Origin of the sequence: Shinella zoogloeoides (genome assembly GCF_003574625.1) — a bacterium.
Classification (GTDB): domain Bacteria; phylum Pseudomonadota; class Alphaproteobacteria; order Rhizobiales; family Rhizobiaceae; genus Shinella; species Shinella zoogloeoides_A.
The window spans coordinates 169,410-188,283 of the sequence record NZ_QNUJ01000010.1; the positions used below are offsets into that span (position 1 = coordinate 169,410).

The 18,874-nt window shown below is 67.0% G+C and carries 16 protein-coding genes; 8 read left to right on the forward strand and 8 right to left on the reverse strand.

Annotated features, from left to right (window positions below):
- Positions 1 to 44 precede the first annotated feature (44 nt).
- The 6 genes from DSD28_RS19860 (at position 45) to DSD28_RS19890 (ending at position 6,490) form a co-directional block, all read left to right on the forward strand.
- Positions 45 to 1,964 (forward strand): sensor histidine kinase, encoded by a 1,920-nt coding sequence (locus tag DSD28_RS19860; RefSeq protein ID WP_119258163.1) that lies wholly within the window; start codon positions 45 to 47, stop codon positions 1,962 to 1,964.
- A 1-nt stretch (position 1,965) separates the two neighbouring features.
- Entirely contained in the window at positions 1,966 to 2,343 is a 378-nt protein-coding gene (locus tag DSD28_RS19865) for a response regulator (RefSeq protein ID WP_162911478.1), read from the forward strand.
- A gap of 268 nt (positions 2,344 to 2,611) precedes the next feature.
- Positions 2,612 to 3,853 (forward strand): MFS transporter, encoded by a 1,242-nt coding sequence (locus DSD28_RS19875; RefSeq protein ID WP_119258165.1) that lies wholly within the window; start codon positions 2,612 to 2,614, stop codon positions 3,851 to 3,853.
- Positions 3,854 to 3,950: 97 nt separating this feature from the next.
- On the forward strand, positions 3,951 to 5,336 hold the full coding sequence (locus DSD28_RS19880) for a multicopper oxidase family protein (RefSeq protein ID WP_119258166.1): 1,386 nt from the start codon (positions 3,951 to 3,953) through the stop codon (positions 5,334 to 5,336).
- A 67-nt stretch (positions 5,337 to 5,403) separates the two neighbouring features.
- Positions 5,404 to 5,781, forward strand: a complete 378-nt coding sequence (locus DSD28_RS19885; protein WP_119258167.1) for an MbcA/ParS/Xre antitoxin family protein — start codon at positions 5,404 to 5,406, stop codon at positions 5,779 to 5,781.
- Positions 5,741 to 6,490: an RES family NAD+ phosphorylase gene (locus DSD28_RS19890; RefSeq protein ID WP_119258168.1), complete on the forward strand. Its 750-nt coding sequence runs from the start codon at positions 5,741 to 5,743 to the stop codon at positions 6,488 to 6,490. Before DSD28_RS19885 ends, DSD28_RS19890 begins: the two co-directional genes overlap by 41 nt.
- Before the next feature lie 534 nt (positions 6,491 to 7,024).
- Here DSD28_RS19890 and DSD28_RS19895 read toward each other — a convergent pair.
- Together DSD28_RS19895 and DSD28_RS19905 are read right to left on the reverse strand one after the other, a co-directional pair.
- Positions 7,025 to 8,545 carry an ABC-F family ATP-binding cassette domain-containing protein gene (locus DSD28_RS19895; protein WP_119258169.1) on the reverse strand — a complete coding sequence of 507 codons (1,521 nt, stop codon included), beginning with the start codon at positions 8,543 to 8,545 and terminating at the stop codon, positions 7,025 to 7,027.
- Between the two features lie 616 nt (positions 8,546 to 9,161).
- On the reverse strand, positions 9,162 to 10,712 hold the full coding sequence (locus tag DSD28_RS19905; RefSeq protein WP_119258234.1) for a helicase HerA-like C-terminal domain-containing protein: 1,551 nt from the start codon (positions 10,710 to 10,712) through the stop codon (positions 9,162 to 9,164).
- 243 nt (positions 10,713 to 10,955) lie between these two features.
- On the opposite strand from DSD28_RS19905, the gene DSD28_RS19910 reads away from it, so the two are divergent.
- Positions 10,956 to 11,348, forward strand: coding sequence for a hypothetical protein (locus DSD28_RS19910; RefSeq protein ID WP_119258171.1), 393 nt, complete (start codon positions 10,956 to 10,958; stop codon positions 11,346 to 11,348).
- A 154-nt stretch (positions 11,349 to 11,502) separates the two neighbouring features.
- Here the strand turns inward: DSD28_RS19910 and DSD28_RS19915 are convergent, their stop codons facing one another.
- From DSD28_RS19915 to DSD28_RS19925, 3 genes are all read right to left on the reverse strand, one after another.
- The gene (locus DSD28_RS19915; RefSeq protein WP_119258235.1) at positions 11,503 to 12,657 is read right to left on the reverse strand and encodes an MFS transporter; all 1,155 of its coding nucleotides are present in this window, start codon (positions 12,655 to 12,657) and stop codon (positions 11,503 to 11,505) included.
- A 285-nt stretch (positions 12,658 to 12,942) separates the two neighbouring features.
- Positions 12,943 to 13,776, reverse strand: coding sequence for an aldo/keto reductase (locus tag DSD28_RS19920; RefSeq protein WP_119258172.1), 834 nt, complete (start codon positions 13,774 to 13,776; stop codon positions 12,943 to 12,945).
- 72 nt (positions 13,777 to 13,848) lie between these two features.
- Positions 13,849 to 15,042 (reverse strand): MFS transporter, encoded by a 1,194-nt coding sequence (locus tag DSD28_RS19925; protein ID WP_119258173.1) that lies wholly within the window; start codon positions 15,040 to 15,042, stop codon positions 13,849 to 13,851.
- Between the two features lie 137 nt (positions 15,043 to 15,179).
- On the opposite strand from DSD28_RS19925, the gene DSD28_RS19930 reads away from it, so the two are divergent.
- The gene (locus DSD28_RS19930; RefSeq protein WP_119258174.1) at positions 15,180 to 16,070 is read left to right on the forward strand and encodes a LysR family transcriptional regulator; all 891 of its coding nucleotides are present in this window, start codon (positions 15,180 to 15,182) and stop codon (positions 16,068 to 16,070) included.
- Between the two features lie 3 nt (positions 16,071 to 16,073).
- On the opposite strand, the gene tam is transcribed toward DSD28_RS19930, so the two are convergent.
- The 3 genes from tam to DSD28_RS19950 all read right to left on the reverse strand — a co-directional run bounded on the left by tam (position 16,074) and on the right by DSD28_RS19950 (position 18,791).
- On the reverse strand, positions 16,074 to 16,847 hold the full coding sequence (tam, locus tag DSD28_RS19935; protein ID WP_119258175.1) for a trans-aconitate 2-methyltransferase: 774 nt from the start codon (positions 16,845 to 16,847) through the stop codon (positions 16,074 to 16,076).
- A gap of 1 nt (position 16,848) precedes the next feature.
- Positions 16,849 to 17,499, reverse strand: coding sequence for a haloacid dehalogenase type II (locus DSD28_RS19940; protein ID WP_119258176.1), 651 nt, complete (start codon positions 17,497 to 17,499; stop codon positions 16,849 to 16,851).
- 251 nt (positions 17,500 to 17,750) lie between these two features.
- Positions 17,751 to 18,791 carry a zinc-dependent alcohol dehydrogenase family protein gene (locus DSD28_RS19950; protein WP_119258177.1) on the reverse strand — a complete coding sequence of 347 codons (1,041 nt, stop codon included), beginning with the start codon at positions 18,789 to 18,791 and terminating at the stop codon, positions 17,751 to 17,753.
- Between the last annotated feature and the right edge of the window lie 83 nt (positions 18,792 to 18,874).

Consider the following 18,874-nt stretch of genomic DNA (forward strand, 5'->3'; position numbering starts at 1 on the left):
CGGGTTAAGGTCCGCGCGGCGTCGCAAGCGCCAAGGGGGCAGGGGTGAACGGGCAGGGGTCCTGGCAGAAGGCGAACGTCGCGGCGGGCCTTTGGTGCGTCGCGGTCGGTGTCGTCATGTTGACGCTGTGGCTCGCCGAGCCGGCGGCGCTCGCCGCGCGCCATCCCGCTCTTTTCGGCATGAAGTTCAATGCGGCGCTCGCCTTCACCGCCATGGGGTCCGCCGTGCTTCTGGCCGGCCGCGGTTTCCGGCGTCTTCCGGCCGCGCTCTTCCTCATGGTCTTCATCTATGGCGCGCTGGCGCTCGCCCAGCATCTCTTCGGCATCGATGCGGGCATCGACACGCTGCTCGACCGGCCCTTCGTCGATATCGGCACCAGCCGGCCCGGCCGCATCGCGCCCAATACCGCGCTGTGCTTCATGCTGGCAGGCCTTGCCTTCCTGCAACGCGCGCTGCAGGGCAGGAGCGGGATGCTGCAGGTGGCGCTCGGCATGGCCTGCGTCATCATCGCGGCGGCCGCGCTGATCGGCTATGCCATCGCGCTCGATTTCGCCCATGACTGGGTGCGCTATACGCGCATGTCCTTCCAGAGCGCGAGCTGCTTCGTCGCGCTCGGCCTCGTGCTGGTCTTCGTGGGCACGCAGACGACCGGCTACCACCGGATCGCGCTGGCCGGGGCGCTCGGCCTCGTCACCTATCTCCTGCTGCTCGCCATGACCTATTACGAGCTGGCGCGCTACGAGAAGGCCTTCGGCATCACCTTCTCCAGCAGCGACAGCACCGCCCGCTCGACGCTGTCCTCGCTCGTGCTGATTTCCGGCGCGCTCTACAGCGCGCTGATCGCCCATCTCTACATCTCCTCGCGCCGGGCGCGCCGCATGGCCGGCGAGCTTGCCGAAAGCCGCGCCCGCCTTGCCGCCATCATCGACAATGCGGTGGACGGCATCGTCACCATCGACGAGCGCGGCATCGTCCTTTCCGTCAACGCCGCCTGCACGCGCATCTTCGGCTATGCGCCGGAGGAGATGGTCGGGCGGAACGTGAAGATGCTGATGCCCGAGCCCTATCACGGCGAGCACGACGGCTATCTTTCCGGCTACCGCCGCACCGGCGAGGCGAAGATCATCGGCATCGGCCGCGAGGTGGAGGGCCGGCGCCGCGACGGCACGGTCTTCCCGCTCGACCTTGCCGTCGCTCGGGTGGAGCTGAACGGCGCGACCATCTACAGCGGCATCGTGCGCGACATTTCCGAGCGCAAGGCGAACGAGCAGGCGCTGATCGAGGCGAATGCCGAGCTGGAGGAATTCGCCTACCGCACCTCGCACGACCTGCGCTCGCCGATCGCCTCCTCGCTCGGCCTGCTCGGCATTTCGCGCGAGATGATGGCGGAGGGCGACATGGCCGGGCTCGGCGAGATGCTCCAGCGCATGGAAGGCAATTTCCGCCGCCTCGACCACCTGATCCAGAACATCATCACCGTCACGCGCACCCGCCTTTTGGAAGAGGAGGACCGGCCGGTGGGCCTGCGCGCGCTCGTTAGCGAGGCGGTCGATGCCCTGTCGCATCTCGACGACGTCCGGCGCATCCGCATCGAAAATCATGTGCCGCCAGAATTGACAATCGTCAGCAAGCCGTCGAAATTCCAGGTCGTCGTCGGCAACATGCTGTCCAACGCGGTCAAGTACCACGACCCGAAGGAAGCCGAGCCGGCGATCGATATCCGCGCCTTCCGCTATGCCGGTAAGCTGCGGCTGTCGGTGGAGGACAACGGCCTGGGCGTTCCGCCCGCCAGCCGCCATTTGTTGTTCCAGATGTTCAAACGGCTGCACCCGAACCGTTCCTTCGGCAGCGGGCTCGGCCTCTATATTTTGAAGAAGACCGCGGAATCCCTCGGCGGAACCGCACTTTACGAAGCAAGGGATAAGGGCAGCCGCTTCATCGTGGAACTGCCCGATGGGGAATAGAATGAAGATCACCTCCATTCTCGTCGTCGACGATGACGAGAACGACCAGTTCATCTGCGAATACACGATCCGCAAGTTCGATCCGTCGATCCGCGTCACCAAGGCCTTCGACGGCACGGAGGCGCTGGACGCGCTGCGCGTCGAAACGCCCGACGCCATCATCCTCGACATCAACATGCCGGTCATGAACGGCTTCGAGTTCCTCGACCGCTATGCCGAGGAGTTCGAGGTCCACGCCCCCGTCGTCGCCATGCTCACCAGCTCCCATCTCGGCAAGGACCGCGAGCGCGCCCTGCAATACAGCTTCGTGAAGAGCTATTTCGAAAAGCCCCTGGCGGCCGACCATCTGCGGGTCATGACGGATTTGCTGGAGGGGTGAGGGAAGGAGGGCGGATCTGCGGATGCCACCCCCCTCTGCCCTGCCGGGCATCTCCCCCACAAGGGGGAGATTGGATGGAGCGCCGTCTCGCCCATCTCCAGCGTTGCTGATTGAGCAAGGTTTTCGCGTCTTGCCGATCTCCCCCCTTGTGGGGGAGATGCCCGGCAGGGCAGAGGGGGGTATGGCATCCGCCGCCGTTGCATACGATTTCCGCATCCCCCGCCGCTTTCCCTCTCCCTTTCCGCAAAACCTTCGCCATAGTGGCCGCATGTCCACGATTCGCCCGCTGATTCCCCTTCTCGTGACCGCAGGCATCCTGATCGGGGGCAACGGGCTGCAGGGCACGTTCATCGCGCTGCGGGCCTCCGACGAGGGCTTTTCCACCTCCGTCATCGGCTTCGTCGGCGCGGGCTATTCCATCGGCTTCGCCATCGGCTGCATCTATGTGACGCGCGTGCTGCGCGCCATCGGCCATATCCGCACCTTCTCGGCCATGGCGGCCATCGCCTCGGCCTCGGCCATCGCCATGGTGCTGGTCATCGATCCGGTCTTCTGGTTCCTGATGCGCCTCGTCGCCGGCGTCTGCTTCGCCAGCCTCTTCGCCACGGTCGAAAGCTGGCTGAACGCCGCCGTCACCAATGCCAACCGGGCGCGCACGCTCTCCGTCTACCGCCTCGTCGACCTCGGCTCGGTCACGGCGGCGCAATATGTCATTCCCGGCGTCGGCGTCGGCGGCTTCGAGATTTTCGCCATCATCGCCATGGCGCTGTCGCTCTCGCTGGTGCCGATTTCGCTTGCCGACCGCTCCAGCCCCACCGTGCCGGAGGCGATCCGCTTCGATGTGAAGAAGCTCTGGAACATCTCGCCGCTCGCCACCGTCGGCTGCATCGTCGTCGGCCTCACCAATGCGGCCTTCCGCAATCTCGGGCCGATCTACGCCCACGATATCGGCCTGTCGGTAACGGCGATCGCCAGCTTCATGAGCGCCGGCATCGTCGGCGGCGTGGTGCTGCAATATCCGCTCGGCATCTATTCCGACCGGCTCGACCGGCGCCTCGTCATCCTCTTCGCCACGCTCGGCTCGACATTCGCCGCGCTGTACCTCGCCCTCTTCGCCGGCGGCGACGAATGGAAGAACCTCGTCGGCATCTTCGTCTTCGGGGCCTTCGCCATGCCGCTCTATTCGCTCTGCTCGGCGCATGCCAACGACCATGCGGGCGAGGGCGAGCATGCGCTGGTCTCGGCCGGCATGCTGTTCTTCTGGTCCTGCGGGGCGATCATCGGGCCGCTTTTCGCCTCCGTCCTCCTGCAGTTCCTCGGGCCGCAGGCGCTCTTCCTCTATACCGCCGTCGTGCTCGTCGCCTTCATGGCCTATACGGCGCTGCGCATGACCGCGCGTCCCGCCGTGCCGGCCGGGGAGCGGCGCAGCCGCTTCCGCACCCTGCTGCGCACCTCCTTCTTCTTCAACAAGCTCGCCGCGCCCGAGAAGGACCGCAACGGTAGGCCCTAGACCCCAACAACGGCCTGCGGCAATCTGGTCGCGGCATGCTTATTGATGAGCGCCGTCCTCAGGTTTAGAAACGGGTCACATACCCGGAGGGACCGCCATGCTGACACGTCGCACGCTGTTGAAGAGCACTCTTGCCGCCGGGGCCTATGCCGGCGGGCTCGGCCTTGCCGGGTATTTCGGCGGCATTGCCAGCGCGAAGGCCGCCATGCCGCTCGTCGCCCGCCGCACCGAGGCGCTGATCACCGACAAGGGCCCGACGAAGGGCGCCATGACCTATGGCGAGGCGGAGATCCCGCCGGTGCTGCGCCTGCGCCGCGGCGAACGCTTCAACCTGCGCCTCGACAACCAGTTGGACGAGCCGACGACGATCCACTGGCACGGCCTTCGCATCGACAACCGCATGGACGGCGTGCCCTTCCTCACGCAGCCCTATGTCTATGGCGGCGACGGCTTCGACTATGCCTTCACCCCGCCCGATGCCGGCACCTTCTGGTATCACCCCCATTGCAACACGCTGGAGCAGATGGGTCGCGGCCTTGCCGGCCTCGTCGTCGTGGAGGATCCGGCCGATCCGGTCTTCGACGCCGAGATCGTGCTGAACCTTCGCGACTGGCGGCTCGGCGGCGACGGGCAGTTCATCGCCCAGTTCCGCCCGCGCGATGCCGCCCGCGCCGGCACCTTCGGCACCGTTCGCACCGCCAACTGGCGCCGGGAGCCGCAATATGACGCGCCGGCCGGCGGCCTCGTGCGCCTGCGTCTTGCCGCCACCGACGTCACCCGCATCCTCGCCCTCGTCGTCGAGGGGGCGGAGGCGCAGGTCATCGCCGCCGACGGCAATCCCGTGGCCGAGCGCTTCGCGCTGGACCATCTCCTGGTCGGCCCCGGCCAGCGTCTCGATCTCGTGCTGCGCATGCCGGACGGCGAAGGCGCGGTCGCGACCCTCAAGGACCTGCGCGGCACCAAGCCGGCCACGCTCGCCACCTTCCGCGCCACCGGCGCCTCGCTGAAGCGGGACATCAGGGACCTGCCGGCGCTGGCCGCCAATCCCATGGCCGAGCCCGATCTGTCCGCCGCCACGCAGCTTCCCTTCATCCTCAGCGCCTCGGCGGAGGAACGGCCGAAGGACGGCATCTGCGGCTCGCTCGGCTATAATTTCTGGGCCATCAACAAGGTGCCGTGGGCGGACGACACGGGCGACCCGACCGCTCCGCTCGCCGAGATGAAGACCGGCCGCACCTATGTCTTCAACGTCGAGAACCCGACGCCGCAGGTCCACCCGCTGCACCTGCACGGTCTTGCCTTCCGGCCGATGAACTCCAACAAGCAGGCCGTCCGCCCGCATTTCACCGATACCTATCTCATCCTGCCGGACGAGAAGGTGCAACTCGCCCTCGTCGCCGACAATCCCGGCGACTGGGTGTTCCATTGCCACATCATCGAGCACCAGAAGACCGGCATGACGAGCTACGTCCGGGTGGCGTGAGGCCAGATCGCATCTTGTCACGGGAAATATAAAGCCTATATTGTTTCCCATGAAAGGAGATCGCCCCATGCAGCGCAAACCCCTGTTGCAAGCCAATGCCGAAGGCACCGTGCTCACCAAGGCGACCGTGCGCGCGGCGGACGGACTGGGACTGACGGCGCGCATCCTCTCGGCGGTCATCGGCGTTTCGGAGGCGACGGTCTCGCGGCTGAAGCGGCAGGACGTGCTGCTGGAGCGCGGCACCAAGCCCTTCGAGCTTGCCGTGCTGCTCGTGCGCCTCTTCCGCTCGCTCGATGCCATCACCGGCGGCGACGAGCGCGTCGCCCGCGCCTGGATGACGGCCGACAACACCGTGCTCGGCGCCCGCCCCGTCGATCGCATCGTCTCCATTGCAGGCCTTGTCGATGTCCTTGCCTATCTGGACGCCCGCCGCGCTCTCGTCTGAGGCGCGGCCTTTCAAGGGCGGCGTCTGGCGGTTCGTCGAGGCGCAGCACCGCGTCTCGACCCTGAAGCTCGTCGATACGCTGGACGAGCAGGCGCTTCTCGAAGACCTTCTGGAAGAGAGCAAGCCTGTCCTGCCGCCCGAATGCGCCGGGCTCGACTATCTGCTCGCCACGCCCTTCCGCTACGGCGCGGTCTATCCGCACGGCTCGCGCTTCCGCCGGGCGGGGCGCACGCTGGGCGTCTATTACGCGGCGCTGACGGTGGAGACGGCGCTTGCCGAAATGGCCTTCTACCGCCTGCTGTTCTTTGCCGAATCGCCGGCGACGCCGCTGCCGGGCAACGCCGCCGACTACACCGCCTTCCGCGCTGCCGTCGCGACGCAAAGCGCCATCGACCTCACCCTGCCGCCGCTCGACCGCGACGCCGCGCACTGGACGCACCCGACCGACTACGCCGCCTGCCAGTCGCTGGCCGACGGCGCGCGGCAGGGCGGCATCGCCGCCATCCTCTACCGCTCGGTGCGCGATCCCGCCGCCGGCACCAACATGGCCCTCCTGACGGCCGCCGGCTTCGCCGAACCGCGGCCGGTGGAGCGCCAGACCTGGCGCATCCGCCTCTCCCCCCTCGGCGTGCAGGCCCTCTGCGACCACCCGCCAAGACGCATCGGCTTTTCCCGCGAGGATTTTCGCGGGGATTCGCGTATCGGGTGAAGCGGGCATCGCCGCTTTGATGCGAGATGTGCCGCCCGGCTTTCCTGCGAAAAGCGCGGCTTGGCTTGCCGGCGGGACGCGACGTTCAGGTTGCAGGCAGACTTGCCCATTCCGGACGCCCACTCCGTCGTCATAGTCGGGCCGCCATACCTCCACCGACGCCATGGTCGTGCTTGATCCGACCATCCACGCCCCGGGTGTCGCATGGATCCTCGGGTCAAGCCCGAGGATGACGGAGGAGAGGGGCGGACTTTACCGGCAATCCAAGTTGCCTTTCGGTCCTCCATTCCGGATGGAACCCGCGCTACCCCTCACTGCCGGGTTATCATATGAGGACGTCTCCTCATTCCCATTCTCCCCCCGGGGAGAAGGTGCCGGCAGGCGGATGAGGGGGATGCCGAAGGCAAAAAAAGAAAAGCCTTTCTTCACTGCTCCTCCCTCATCCGACCCTTCGGGCCAACTTCTCCCCGAGGGGAGAAAGGAAGAGGGGCGACGTCGCGTTCAAAGGCGGCAGCCTGCCCCTGTCGACCCCGCTCAAGCCAGCATCGCCGTCTCCGCGAAAAAATCCTCCGGCCCGTCCACCTCGATCAGCCTGCGCCTCTCGATCAGCCAGAAGCGGTTCGCCACCGCGCGCACGAAGGCGCGGTCGTGCGAGACGAAGAGGCAGCTTGCCTCCTGCGCCGTCAGTTCCCGCTCCAGCGCCTCCTGCCCCTCGATGTCGAGATGGTTGGTCGGCTCGTCGAGCAGGTAGAAGTTCGGGTTGGCGAGCCGCAGCACCAGCATGCCGAGCCGCGCCTTCTGCCCGCCGGAAAGCTGCCCGACCGGCCGCCCCTGCATCTCGACGGAAAAGCCCGCGCCGGCGAGCAGGCTGCGCGCCCGCTGGTCGCCCACGTCGAAGCGGTGGATGATCGTGCCATGCGGCGTTTCCCCATCCGAAAGGTCGGACAGCGCCTGGTCGCCATAGCCGAGCACCAGCGAGGGCGTTGGCCTGATGCCGGGCTCGCCCGCCCCCTCGATCGCCTGCCGCAGCCGCCGCACCAGCCGCGTCTTGCCGGTGCCGTTGAGGCCGAGCAGCGCGATGCGGTCGCCCTGGCAGATGAATTTTTGGCCCGTGCGGAAGAGAAGCGTGCCGTCCGGTGTCTCCACCGCCGAATCCTCCAGCGTCACCAGCACCTTGGCATGGGTGCCGCGATTGGCGAGGCGGATCGCGCCGGCCGAGCGCTCCAGATGCGCCGGTTTCGCCGCCTCCTCGATCCGCTCGGCCCGGGCCTTGAGCTGCTTGGTCTTGACCACCAGCAGGTCGCTGCCGGAATTGATGCCGATATTGTTGAGCTTGGCCGCCTGCTGGCGAAGCTGCTGGGCGGTCTTCATGTCCTTCTCGAAGCGCCGCTCCTCCGCCGCATCCGCCTCGTCCAGCGCCACGCGGGCGCGGGAATAGGGCAGCGCGAAGAGCTGCGAGCGCTCGGGGCGCAGGAAAAGCGTGCGGTTCGTCACGGCATCGAGGAAGGCGCGGTCGTGGCTGGAAAGGACGACGGGCATGTCGCGCGGCAGCGTGGCGAGCCAGTTCTCCATCCGGGCGATCTTTTCGAGATCGAGATGGTTGGTCGGCTCGTCGAGCAGCAGCACGTCCGGCTCGCCGACGCGCACGCGGGCGACGAGCGCGATGCGCTGCCATCCACCGCTCAGCGCCGCCAGCGGCCGCTCGCGCAGCACCTCGGGCACCTCGAGCTCCTCCAGCGTCACATCGGCGCGCCAGCTTTCGCTCTCCTGCTGCTCGGGCGAAAGGGCGTCCAGCACCGCCTCGCGGAAGGTGAGTTTTTCGAGGCCGGCGGGAAGGTTCTGCTCCATATGCCCGACGGTGAGGCCGCGGGCGCGGGTGATCTCGCCCGTCGTCGGCTCGAAGTCGCCGGTGATGCATTTCAGGAGCGTGGATTTGCCGCGCCCGTTGGCGGCGACGAGCCCGATGCGGTCGCCGGCGGCGATGGAGAGGTTGAGATTGGCGAAGAGGTCGGTGGACAGCGTGACGCCGAGCGCACGGATATTGATGAGCGACATGGAAATTCTCTGGTCTTCATGGCCCTCGCGGCGCGGCGTCAGCCGTCAGGCGCGCGGAAGGGCGGGGAGGTTGATGCGGGCGCAAGGCCGCATCGCCGGATAGGGCAGACCAGAAGAGAAAGTGTGTTCGTTCCGATCAGCCCTGCAAACGCATTTGCAGGGCAAGATCAGGGCCATGTGTGCGATGTGGCAGGAAGCCGGACTTCACGGCACAGCCCTCTCTTTCGTGTTGCGAACGGGGTATGGGTAGCACCAGATACAGCCATTGGCAACGCCGCCGCCCCTCATCCCGCTGCCGCGACCTTCTCCCCGCAGGCGGGGAGAAGGGGAATCCCGCACAGGTTTCCTGCAAATCGGACGGATGAGAGAAGAACGCGGCAGTCCCACATGTCCCTTCTCCCCGCTTGCGGGGAGAAGGTGCCGGCAGGCGGATGAGGGGCTACCCGGCCGCGCTTACGACCAATCGCCGCCACCACCTCGCAAGCGGTGGGATGCTGCCGGTTTCCCAAAAATCGCGCCGATGAAGCTGGAATGCGGCAGCGCCACAAATCCCTTCTCCCCGCTTGCGGGGAGAAGTTGCCGGTAGGCGGATGAGGGGCCTGCCAGACCTCGCAGCCTACCGCCGCAGGCTTCCCAGAATCCCCCGCACCAGCGCCCGCCCGAGCGAGGAGGCCACCGTGCGGGCGACGGATTTCATCGCCGCTTCCGCCACCGTCTCGCGCTGGTAGCCCGCACGCGGCTTGGCCTGCTTGGGAGCGGCCGGTTCCTCGTCGCCGAAGCCGGGCAGCGTCCAGCGGCTGCCGCCGGAGGGCTGCTGGCCGGCTTGGTCGGCCTCGGCCTGCTGCGCGGCGGCGTCGGCCGCCTTCTTGGCGCGGGCCATCAGGATTTCGTAGGCCGATTCGCGGTCGAAATCCTCGTCGTAGAGGCCGGCGACGGGACTGACCTTCATGATGTCCTGCCGCTCGGCATCGCTGATCGGCCCGAGGCGCGAGGCCGGCGGGCGAATGAGGGTGCGCTCCACCATGGAGGGCGCGCCCTTGCCTTCGAGCGTGGAGACCAGCGCCTCGCCGGTGCCGAGCTGGGTGATGACGGTAGCGCAGTCGAAATCCGGGTTGGGACGGAACGTGTCGGCGGCGGTCTTCACCGCCTTCTGCTCGCGCGGCGTATAGGCGCGCAGCGCATGCTGCACGCGGTTGCCGAGCTGCGCGAGCACGGTTTCCGGCACGTCGAGCGGGTTCTGCGTGACGAAATAGACGCCGACGCCCTTCGAGCGGATGAGGCGCACCACCTGCTCGACGCGCTCGATCAGCACCTTGGGCGCATCGTTGAAGAGCAGGTGCGCCTCGTCGAAGAAGAAGACGAGCTTGGGCTTTTCCGGATCGCCCACTTCCGGCAGCACCTCGAAGAGCTCGGAGAGCATCCAGAGCAGGAACGTGCCGTAGAGGCGCGGGTTCATCATCAGCTTGTCGGCGGCGAGCACCGAGATCGCGCCGCGCCCGTCATTGGTCGTGCGCATGATGTCGGAAATCTTCAGCGCCGGCTCGCCGAAGAACTGCACGGCGCCCTGCTGCTCGAGGATCAGCAGCTCGCGCTGGATCGAGCCGACGGAGGCCTTTGAGATGAAGCCGAACTGGTTGGAAAGCGCCGAGGCGTTCTCGCCCATATAGTTGAGCAGCGCCTGAAGATCCTTCAGGTCGAGCAGCGGCAGGCCGCCCTGGTCGGCGATCTTGAAGGCGATGTTGATGACGCCTTCCTGCGCGTCCGTCGCGTTCATCAGGCGCGACAGCAGGAGCGGCCCCATCTCGGAGATGGTGGTGCGCACCCGGTGGCCCTTCTCGCCGAAGAGGTCCCAGAAGATCACCGGGAACTCCTGGAAGTCGTAGGGCTCCAGCCCGATCTGCTGGGCGCGCTTTTCCAGGAAGTCCTTGGCTTCGCCCATCGCGCCGATGCCGGAAAGGTCGCCCTTCACGTCGGCACAGAAGACGGGCACGCCCGCATTGGAAAAGCCCTCGGCGAGGATCTGCAGCGTCACGGTCTTGCCGGTGCCGGTCGCGCCGGTGACGAGGCCGTGGCGATTGCCGAACTTCAGCTCCAGATATTCGGGCTTGTTGTTCGTGTCGTCCGGCTTGCGGCTGGTGCCGATATAGAGTTTTCCGTCTTGAAGAATGGAATCCGCCACGTTGAAACTCCTTGGGCTGCCGGTTCTGCGATTCGCGGCAAGGCGTCGCCGCGGCGATGTTTTCATTGAATCGTCGTGCTCAGTTTATAAGGATAGTCCTGCAGGCAAACAACACGCTTTCAAGGCCTTGCCATGGCGGGGTCAAGATGGGAAAGCGCGCCGGGCTCGCTTGAGTTTGCCGGCGAATTCATTTACCTTGACGTTAACGTCAATTCCTTCGGAGGATTTTCCATGAACGATCTCGTCTCCCGCGTTGCCGATGCCGTCGGCATCGATGCCGCCCTTGCCGAAAAGGCGATCGGCATGATGCTCGGTTTCCTGCAGCGCGAGGCGGCCGATGGCCCGGTCGCGAAGATGATCGAGGCCATTCCCGGCGCCTCCGACCTCGTCGCCCAGTATAATGGCGAAGGCGAGGGCAAGGGCCTGCTCGGCGGCCTGATGAGCGCCCTCGGCGCCGGTGGCGGCGTCATGGGCCTCGGCCAGCAGCTGATGAGCCAGGGCCTCGGCATGGGCGAGATCACCGGCCTTGCCAAGGAAACCATCGCGGTCGCCCGCGAACATGCCGGCAGCGACGTGGTCGACGAAGTCGTCGCCTCGGTTCCGGGGCTCAGCCAGTTCGTCTGATCGGGCGGGGTTGAAGACCCCTCCCCAACCCCTCCCCACAAGGGGGAGGGGCTTACCGTGCAGCACCCTCTGCATTCAAATTTTGAACGGTGAGCAAGCCTCCCCTTTCTCCCCCCTTGTGGGGGAGATGCCCGGCAGGGTAGAGGGGGCCTTTCTACCGCCGCCGCGCGAAAACCAGCGCCGCAGTAAAGACGGCAAGGCCGAGGCCGACCGAGAGCGGCCCGGCTTTCGGCCCGCCGGCCTCCATGATCGCGCCGGTGACGCTGGAGCCCGCGCCGCTGCCCGCCGCATAGGCGAGCGCGAAAGCCGCGCTGCCGGCCACCAGCATCGCGCCGTTGTAGCGCTCGCCGAGCATGGTGAGCGCGCAGGTATAGAGCGAGAAGGTTGCCGTGCCCATCAGCGCGAAGACGGCGAGGATCGCAATTTCCGATTCCATCGACGGCAGGATGAGATAGCTCGCGGCAGCGATCGTCACGGCGCTCAGCGCCACGCGCTCGCGCGGCAGCTTGTCGAGCATCAGGCCGATGAAGGGCTGGGCGATGGCGGTCGGCAGGGCGAGCACCGTCACGCTGACGGCGGCGAAGGCCTGGCTGTAGCCCATCTTCACGAAATAGACCGGCATGGCGGAGATCGCCGCGATATCGGCGAAGCCGAAGACGAAGACCATGCCGACAAGCAGGGGCGCTGCCCGGAAGAAGCGGAAGACGGCACCCGTCGAGGAGGGCTCCGGCACCGTCCGCGTCGAGAACATCAGCATGCCGGTCGCGAAGGCGACGATGGCGAGATAGACCGCCGTCAGCGCGAAACCGAGCCCGCCCTCGCTGCCGAGCAGCGGAATGGCGAGCGGCCCCGCGGCGAAGCCGGCGCACATACCCGCCCCGTAGGCGCCGGAGATCCGGCCGCGCAGCCGGTCCGGGCAGGCGGCGCTCAGCCAGGCCTCGCCGAGCATGAAGATGAGGCTGGCGAAGAAGCCGAGCAGGAAGCGGGCGCCGAGCCACACGGCGAAGGAGGTGGAGGCGGCGAAGGTGGCAAGGCAGAGCGAGCAGCCGACGAGGCTGGCGATGATCAGCCGGTCGGCCCGCCAGCGCGCGGTGAGGCTGCCGAGCAGCAGCGTCGAGGCGGCAAGCCCGCCGGCGAAGGCGAGCGCGTTGACCCCGATCAGCGCCGGCGAATAGCCGCGCGATTCCAGCGTCAGCGAGATCAGCGGATAGGTGAGCCCCTGCGCCACGGAAAAGGCGGTGACGCCGAGGATGACGGCGGCAATGGCCGGCCAGTCCGGCGCAAAGACGGTCGGGGACGAGGTCTGCATGAAGGGCTCCCAGCCGCTCGCGGCGCGGCACATCACCCATATCCGGCCGGCGGGCCTTTGGGAAGCCGGCCCGAGAGGCGGCGAGGGCATCGTCATAGGGCAAGCCGGCCCCCCCACATCCGCTTCTCCCCTCGGGGAAAAGGCGCCGGCAGGTGGATGAGGGGACACCGCAGGCGGAACTCACGATGCGCAAAAACCCGGATGGTGAGGAAAAGCCTCCGCATCCGACCTTCGGGTCCCCCTCTCCCCGACGGGAGAAGGGGATTTTCGAGTAAGGCGTGCCTTTTACGCCGCCTTGTCCCATGCCGGAGCAAGCCCGTCGGGACTGACAATGCGGCCGTCCGGGCGGGCGAGCTTGTGGATGCGCATCATCTCGCCAGGCGTCAGCACGAAGTCGAAGATGGCGAGGTTTTCGGCAAGCCGGCTGTCCGTCGCGGTCTTGGTGAGGGTCACCACGTCCGGTTGCTGCACCAGCCAGCGCAGCGCGACCTGCGCCGCCGACTTGCCGTGCGCCGCCCCGATTTCCTTGAGCACCGGATCGTTCGGGACCTTGCCGTCGGCCATGGCGTAGTAAGCGGTCAGCGCCATGCCATAGGTCTCCGCGGCCTCCAGCACCTTCATCTGGTCGAGATAGGGATGGTATTCGACCTGATTGGTGGCCAGCGGCGCAGCGCTGAGGCGCACGGCCTCGGCCATCAGCGCCGTGTTGAAATTGCTGACGCCGATGTGCCTGGCAAGGCCCCGCTCGCGCACGGCGTTGAGTTCGCCGATCTGCACCTCGAGCGGCACGGCTTCGTTCGGCCAGTGCAGGAGGAGGAGATCGACATGGTCGGTCTTCAGCTTCTTCAAGCTTTCCTCGACGGAGGCGGCGAAGCGGTCCTTGCCGTAATTGGCGACCCAGACCTTGGTAGTGAGGAAGATGCTGTCGCGGGCGACGCCGGATGTCCGGATGGCCTCGCCGACGGCGGCCTCGTTCTCGTAGATCTGGGCGGTATCGACATGGTTGAAGCCGCTCTGGAGCGCCTTCGGCAGGATCGAAATTACCTCGGGTTCAGGCATGCGGAACGTGCCGAAGCCGAGCTGGGGAATATGGGCGCCATTGGCCCTGACGGTTTTCATGGGTTTTTCTCCTTGTGAGGTTGGTGGCCCGCCGGAGCTCTCTTGAAGGAACGCCCCGGCGGTCGAAGGGTTTCAGGCGGGTTGGCAGGCGGCGTCCGGCTGGCTGCGCTCGCGCCGGTCGAGCGCGCCGCTGGCAAGGGTCAGGCCGAGCGCGCCGGCAACGAGGATGGCGCCGACCCACGGCGTTGCGCCGAGGCCGAGCGGGGAGGCGACCACCATGCCGCCAATCCAGGCGCCGGCGGCGATACCGAGGTTGAAGGCGGCGATGTTGAGCGCCGAGGCGACGTCGACGGCGGCCGGGCGATGGCGCTGCGCCATGGCGACGACATAGAGCTGGAGACCGGGCACGTTGGCGAAGGACAGGAAGCCGAGCGCGGCGAGCGTGACGAGCGCCAGGGCCGGCGAGGGGGCGGTGAAGGTGAAGAGCACCAGCACGGCGGCCTGCAGGGCGAAGAGCACGACGAGCGCCCTGACGGGATCGCGGTCCGCCACCTTGCCGCCGACGACATTGCCGAGCGCGATGGCCGCGCCATAGAGCACCAGCACGAGGCTGACCGTACTTTCGGAAAGGCCGGTGACCTGCTGCAGCAGCGGCGAGAGGAAGGTGAAGGTGACGAAGGTGCCGCCATAGCCGAGCGCCGTCATGGCGAAGACGATCAGCAGCCGGCCGGAGCCGAGCACGCGCACCTGTTCCATCAGGCCGGCCGGCTCCTCGCGCTTGAGGTTCGCCGGCAGCAGGAGGGCGATGGCGGCGAAGGCGACGAGGCCGAGGCCGGCCACGGCCCAGAAGGTGGCGCGCCAGCCGAAGGTCTGGCCGATGAAGGTGCCGAGCGGCACGCCGGTGACGATGGCGACCGTCAGCCCCATGAACATCATGGAGATGGCGGAGGCGCGCTTGTCCGGCGCGACGAGATCGGCCGCGATGGTGGCGCCGACGGAGAAGAAGACGCCATGCGCGAAGGCCGACAGCACCCGGCCGGAAAGCAGCATGCCGTAGCTCGGCGCGAGCGCCGCCAGCGCGTTGCCGGCGATGAAGAGCGCCATGAGGCCGAGCAGCAGCGGCTTGCGGCCGAGCTTTCCGGTAAGCGCCGTCAAAACGGGTGCGCCGAAAGTGACGCCGAGCGCGTAGACGGAAACGATGAGGCCGGCGAGCGGCAGGGTGATGTGAAGGTCGGAGGCGACGGTCGGCAAGAGGCCGACGATCACGAATTCCGTGGTGCCGATCGCATAGGCCGCGACGGTCAGGGCAAGGAGGGCAAGTGGCATGGTTCAATCCCCGCGCCCGGTGGCCGGGCGTCCTGTTGGTGGGTGATCAGGTTCGGGGCGGAATATGGGGCAGGGCCACTTGCGCGTTAATCGGGAGCAGTGGATAAGAATATGTGAAGTCAATTCACAGGTGGCGCATGGACAACCGGGCCGGCGAAATGGAGGTCTTCGTGCTGGCGGCGGAGCTGAAGAGCTTTTCCGCCGCGGGTCGCAAGCTGCGCCTGTCGCCCTCCGCCGTCAGCAAGCTCGTCACCCGTATCGAGGACCGGCTCGGCGCGCGGCTTCTGGTGCGCACCACGCGCCGGCTGGAACTGACGCCGGAGGGCGAGGTCTATCTCGGCCGGGCGCGGCGCATCCTGTCGGAGATTGCAGAGACGGAGCGGATCGTCGCCGAGGGCGCGAAGGTCGTGCCGCGCGGCCCGCTCCGCGTCAACGCGTCGGTGGGCTTCGGCGAGCGCTACATCCTGCCGCTGCTGCCGGCCTTCCTGGCGCTCTACCCGGAGATCGAACTGGACCTGACGCTGACGGACGGGGTGATCGACGTGATCGGCGAGCGCACCGACGTCGCCATCCGCTCCGGCCCGTTGCGAGACTCCTCTTTGAAGGCGCGCAAGCTGCTGGAAAGCCGCAAGGTCGTCATCGCCTCGCCGGATTATCTCGCAAGGCACGGTACCCCGCAGCATCCCGCCGATCTCGCCGCCCACAATTGCCTGCGCTTCAACTTCCGCCGCAGCATGGACGACTGGCCCTTCCTGTCGGAGGATGGCGCCACCGAGCCCTATGAGATCACGGGCAACATGCTGGTCTCCAGCGGTGCGATCCTGCGCCAGCTCTGCCTCGATGGCCTCGGCCTCGGCCGCATCGGCCGCTTCCATGTCGAGCCCGACATCGCCGCCGGCACGCTGGTGCCTGTAATGGAGGCCTTCAATCCTGGTGATATCGAGATCGTTCACGCCGTCTTCGCCGGCCACGAGCATCTGGCCGCGCGCATCCGCGCCTTCATCGATTTCCTCGTGGAGAAGATCTGAGGGTCAGGATTTCACGGCGATGATGAAAATCCGCGGGAAGCGCAGCAGGCGCTGCCCGTCCGCCATCGGTCGGTAGGCCTTGCCGATGCGCGCCTCGTAATCCGCGAGGAAGCCATCCCGCTCCCGCGCCGGGATGCGGTCGAGATAGGGGCGCAGCCCCGTGCCCTTGACCCATTCGACGATAGCCGCCGCATCCGGCATCGGGTGGTTGTAGGCGGTGTGCCAGACGTCGACACGCGCCGCCTTCGGCCCGAGCGCATCGAAATAGGCGGCGGGGCTGGGCAGCGGCTTGCGGCGCGGCGTACCCTCGGCAAAGGCGCTGTGCCAGGGGCCGGCCAGCGCGCTTTCCTCCATCAGGAGATGGGAGGGTTCGGTAAGGTTGTCCGGCATCTGCACGGCCAGAACGCCGCCGGGGCGAAGGCCGTCCATCAGCCGCGTCATCAGTGCCACATGATCGGGCAGCCACTGGAAGACGGCATTGGCGAAGAGCAGGGCGGCCGGCTCCGGCGGCTGCCATTTGGCAAGGTCGCATTCGACGAAATCCACGCCCGGCAGGCGCTGGCGCGCCGCCTTCAGCATGTCGGCCGCGCTGTCGACGCCGCGCACGCCCCGGCCGGGGAAGCGCCTGACCAGCAGTTCCGTCGAATTGCCGGGGCCGCAGCCGAGGTCATAGACCGTGCCGGCCCTGAGATCGGCGGGCACCTGGGCGAGAAGATCGGCGGCCGGGCGCGTGCGCTCGTCCTCGAATTTCAGGTACTGTGCGGCGGACCAGGCCATCTTACAGGCTCTCCAGCGAAGGCAGGATAAGGGACGGGCCGAGGTCGAAATATTCGTCCGGCATGTTGGACCGGTTGATCCAGACGGTGCGGAAGCCGAATTTCGTCGCCCCGGCAATGTCCCAGCGGTTGGAAGACTGGAAGGAGACGGCATTCGGATAGAGCCGGTAATTCGTCGTCACCAGATCGTAGACGGCGGGGGCGGTCTTGTAAGTCTTCAGCGCATCCACCGAGAAGATATCATCAATCACGGTATCGAGCGCCGCATTCTTCACCGCCGAGGCCAGCATGGCGGGCGAGCCGTTGGAGAGGATGGCGATATGCGCGCCGCGCTGCTTCAGCGCCTTCAGCACGGCCGGCACTTCCGGATAGCAGTCGAGCTTCCAGTAGGCGTCGAGCAGCTTCTGCCGCAGCGCGGGATCGACACCGCCGATGCGCTGGAACGTATAGTCGAGCGCCTGCTCGGTGAGCTGCCAGAAATCGGCATAGGCGCCCATCAGCGCCCGCGTCCAGGAATATTCGAGCTGCTTGGCGCGCCAGATCTCGGAGAATATCTGGTAGTTCGGCCCGACATCCCCCGCATGCCGCCGCACCGCCGCATGCACATCGAACAGCGTGCCATAGGCGTCGAACACATAGGCGGCATGGGACATGGTGGCGATTCTCCTGCACTTTGCCGTCGATTGGCGGTTATCGGGCGGCGAATGTCAATTGTTCGTATCGGGTGGGGCACCCCCCTCTGGCCTGCCGGCCATCTCCCCCACAAGGGGGAGATTGGATGGAGCGACGTTTCGCTTCCTCTCCAGCGCTGCTGTGTGAGCTAGTTTCTTGCCTCTTGCCGATCTCCCCCCTTGTGGGGGAGATGCCCGGCAGGGCAGAGGGGGGTGAGCCAAGCCCACCACCCTCAGAACCGCGTGATCACGCTGATCCCCAGATCCGTCGCCCGGTCCATCGCCATCAGCGCCGGCACGGCTTCCTCAAGCCCGATATGCCGGCCGATCAGCTTCTGCGGCGAAAGCTTGCCGCTTTCGATCATCGCCAGCATGGCGTCGTAGCGCCAGGCCTGCATGCCGTGGCTGCCGTAAATCTCCAGCTCGTGGCCGATGACCTGCGCCATGGGAATCTGCGGCGTCGCATGGTCGGCCAGCATCAGCCCCACCTGCACATGCCGCCCGCGCCGCCGCAAATTCTTGATCGAATTGAAGCAGGTGACGGGCGAGCCAAGCGCGTCGACAGAGGCATGCGCCCCGCCGCCGGTGATCTCCCGCACCGCCTCGGCGACATCGGCCACCGCGCGGGCATTGATCGCCGCGACCGCGCCCATCTTCTTCGCGAAGTCCAGTTTCTCGGGGGAGATGTCGATCGCGATGGGGTTCGCCCCCAGCGCGGCGGCGATCATGATGGCCGAGAGGCCGACGCCCCCGCAGCCATGCACCGCCACCCATTCCCCGCCGGTCACCCGCGCCTGGTCCACCACCGCGCGGAAGGAGGTGGCGAAGCGGCAGCCGAGGCTGGCGGCCGTGGCATAGTCGATGGCTTCCGGCAGGTGCACGAGGTTCTGGTCGGCATGGTCGATGGCGACATATTCGGCGAAGGACCCCCAATGGGTGAAGCCCGGCTGGAACTGTTCTTCGCAGACCTGTTGATTGCCCGAGCGGCACTCGCCGCAATGGCCGCAGCCGGAGACGAAGGGCACGGTCACCCGCTCGCCCTCGCGGAAGCGGGTAACGGCCTTGCCGACCGCCGCCACCGTGCCGGCGAGCTCGTGCCCCGGCACATGCGGCAGTTTGATATCGGGATCGTGACCCATCCAGCCGTGCCAGTCGCTGCGGCAAAGCCCCGTCGCCTCGACCTTGATCACCACGCCGCCGGGCGTCGGCGCCGGATCCGGCAGGACGCGGATATCCGGTTTCGCTTCAAAGGCTTCGTAGTACATCGCGCGCATGGCCGTCTCCCTTTGTCTCTTCTATCGCATGCACCCGGAAACCCCTCAACCGGGCCATCCATGACAAGACCTGATGCACCCAT

Coding starts and splice junctions, on each gene's coding strand:
- tam (WP_119258175.1), bottom strand. CDS start 16,847: ATGGCCTGGTCCGCCGCACAGTACCTGAAATTCGAGGACGAGCGCACG.
- DSD28_RS19865 (WP_162911478.1), top strand. CDS start 1,966: ATGAAGATCACCTCCATTCTCGTCGTCGACGATGACGAGAACGACCAG.
- DSD28_RS19880 (WP_119258166.1), top strand. CDS start 3,951: ATGCTGACACGTCGCACGCTGTTGAAGAGCACTCTTGCCGCCGGGGCC.
- DSD28_RS19875 (WP_119258165.1), top strand. CDS start 2,612: ATGTCCACGATTCGCCCGCTGATTCCCCTTCTCGTGACCGCAGGCATC.
- DSD28_RS19920 (WP_119258172.1), bottom strand. CDS start 13,776: ATGAAAACCGTCAGGGCCAATGGCGCCCATATTCCCCAGCTCGGCTTC.
- DSD28_RS19930 (WP_119258174.1), top strand. CDS start 15,180: ATGGACAACCGGGCCGGCGAAATGGAGGTCTTCGTGCTGGCGGCGGAG.
- DSD28_RS19895 (WP_119258169.1), bottom strand. CDS start 8,545: ATGTCGCTCATCAATATCCGTGCGCTCGGCGTCACGCTGTCCACCGAC.
- DSD28_RS19910 (WP_119258171.1), top strand. CDS start 10,956: ATGAACGATCTCGTCTCCCGCGTTGCCGATGCCGTCGGCATCGATGCC.
- DSD28_RS19890 (WP_119258168.1), top strand. CDS start 5,741: ATGTCCTTGCCTATCTGGACGCCCGCCGCGCTCTCGTCTGAGGCGCGG.
- DSD28_RS19885 (WP_119258167.1), top strand. CDS start 5,404: ATGCAGCGCAAACCCCTGTTGCAAGCCAATGCCGAAGGCACCGTGCTC.
- DSD28_RS19925 (WP_119258173.1), bottom strand. CDS start 15,042: ATGCCACTTGCCCTCCTTGCCCTGACCGTCGCGGCCTATGCGATCGGC.
- DSD28_RS19940 (WP_119258176.1), bottom strand. CDS start 17,499: ATGTCCCATGCCGCCTATGTGTTCGACGCCTATGGCACGCTGTTCGAT.
- DSD28_RS19950 (WP_119258177.1), bottom strand. CDS start 18,791: ATGCGCGCGATGTACTACGAAGCCTTTGAAGCGAAACCGGATATCCGC.
- DSD28_RS19915 (WP_119258235.1), bottom strand. CDS start 12,657: ATGCAGACCTCGTCCCCGACCGTCTTTGCGCCGGACTGGCCGGCCATT.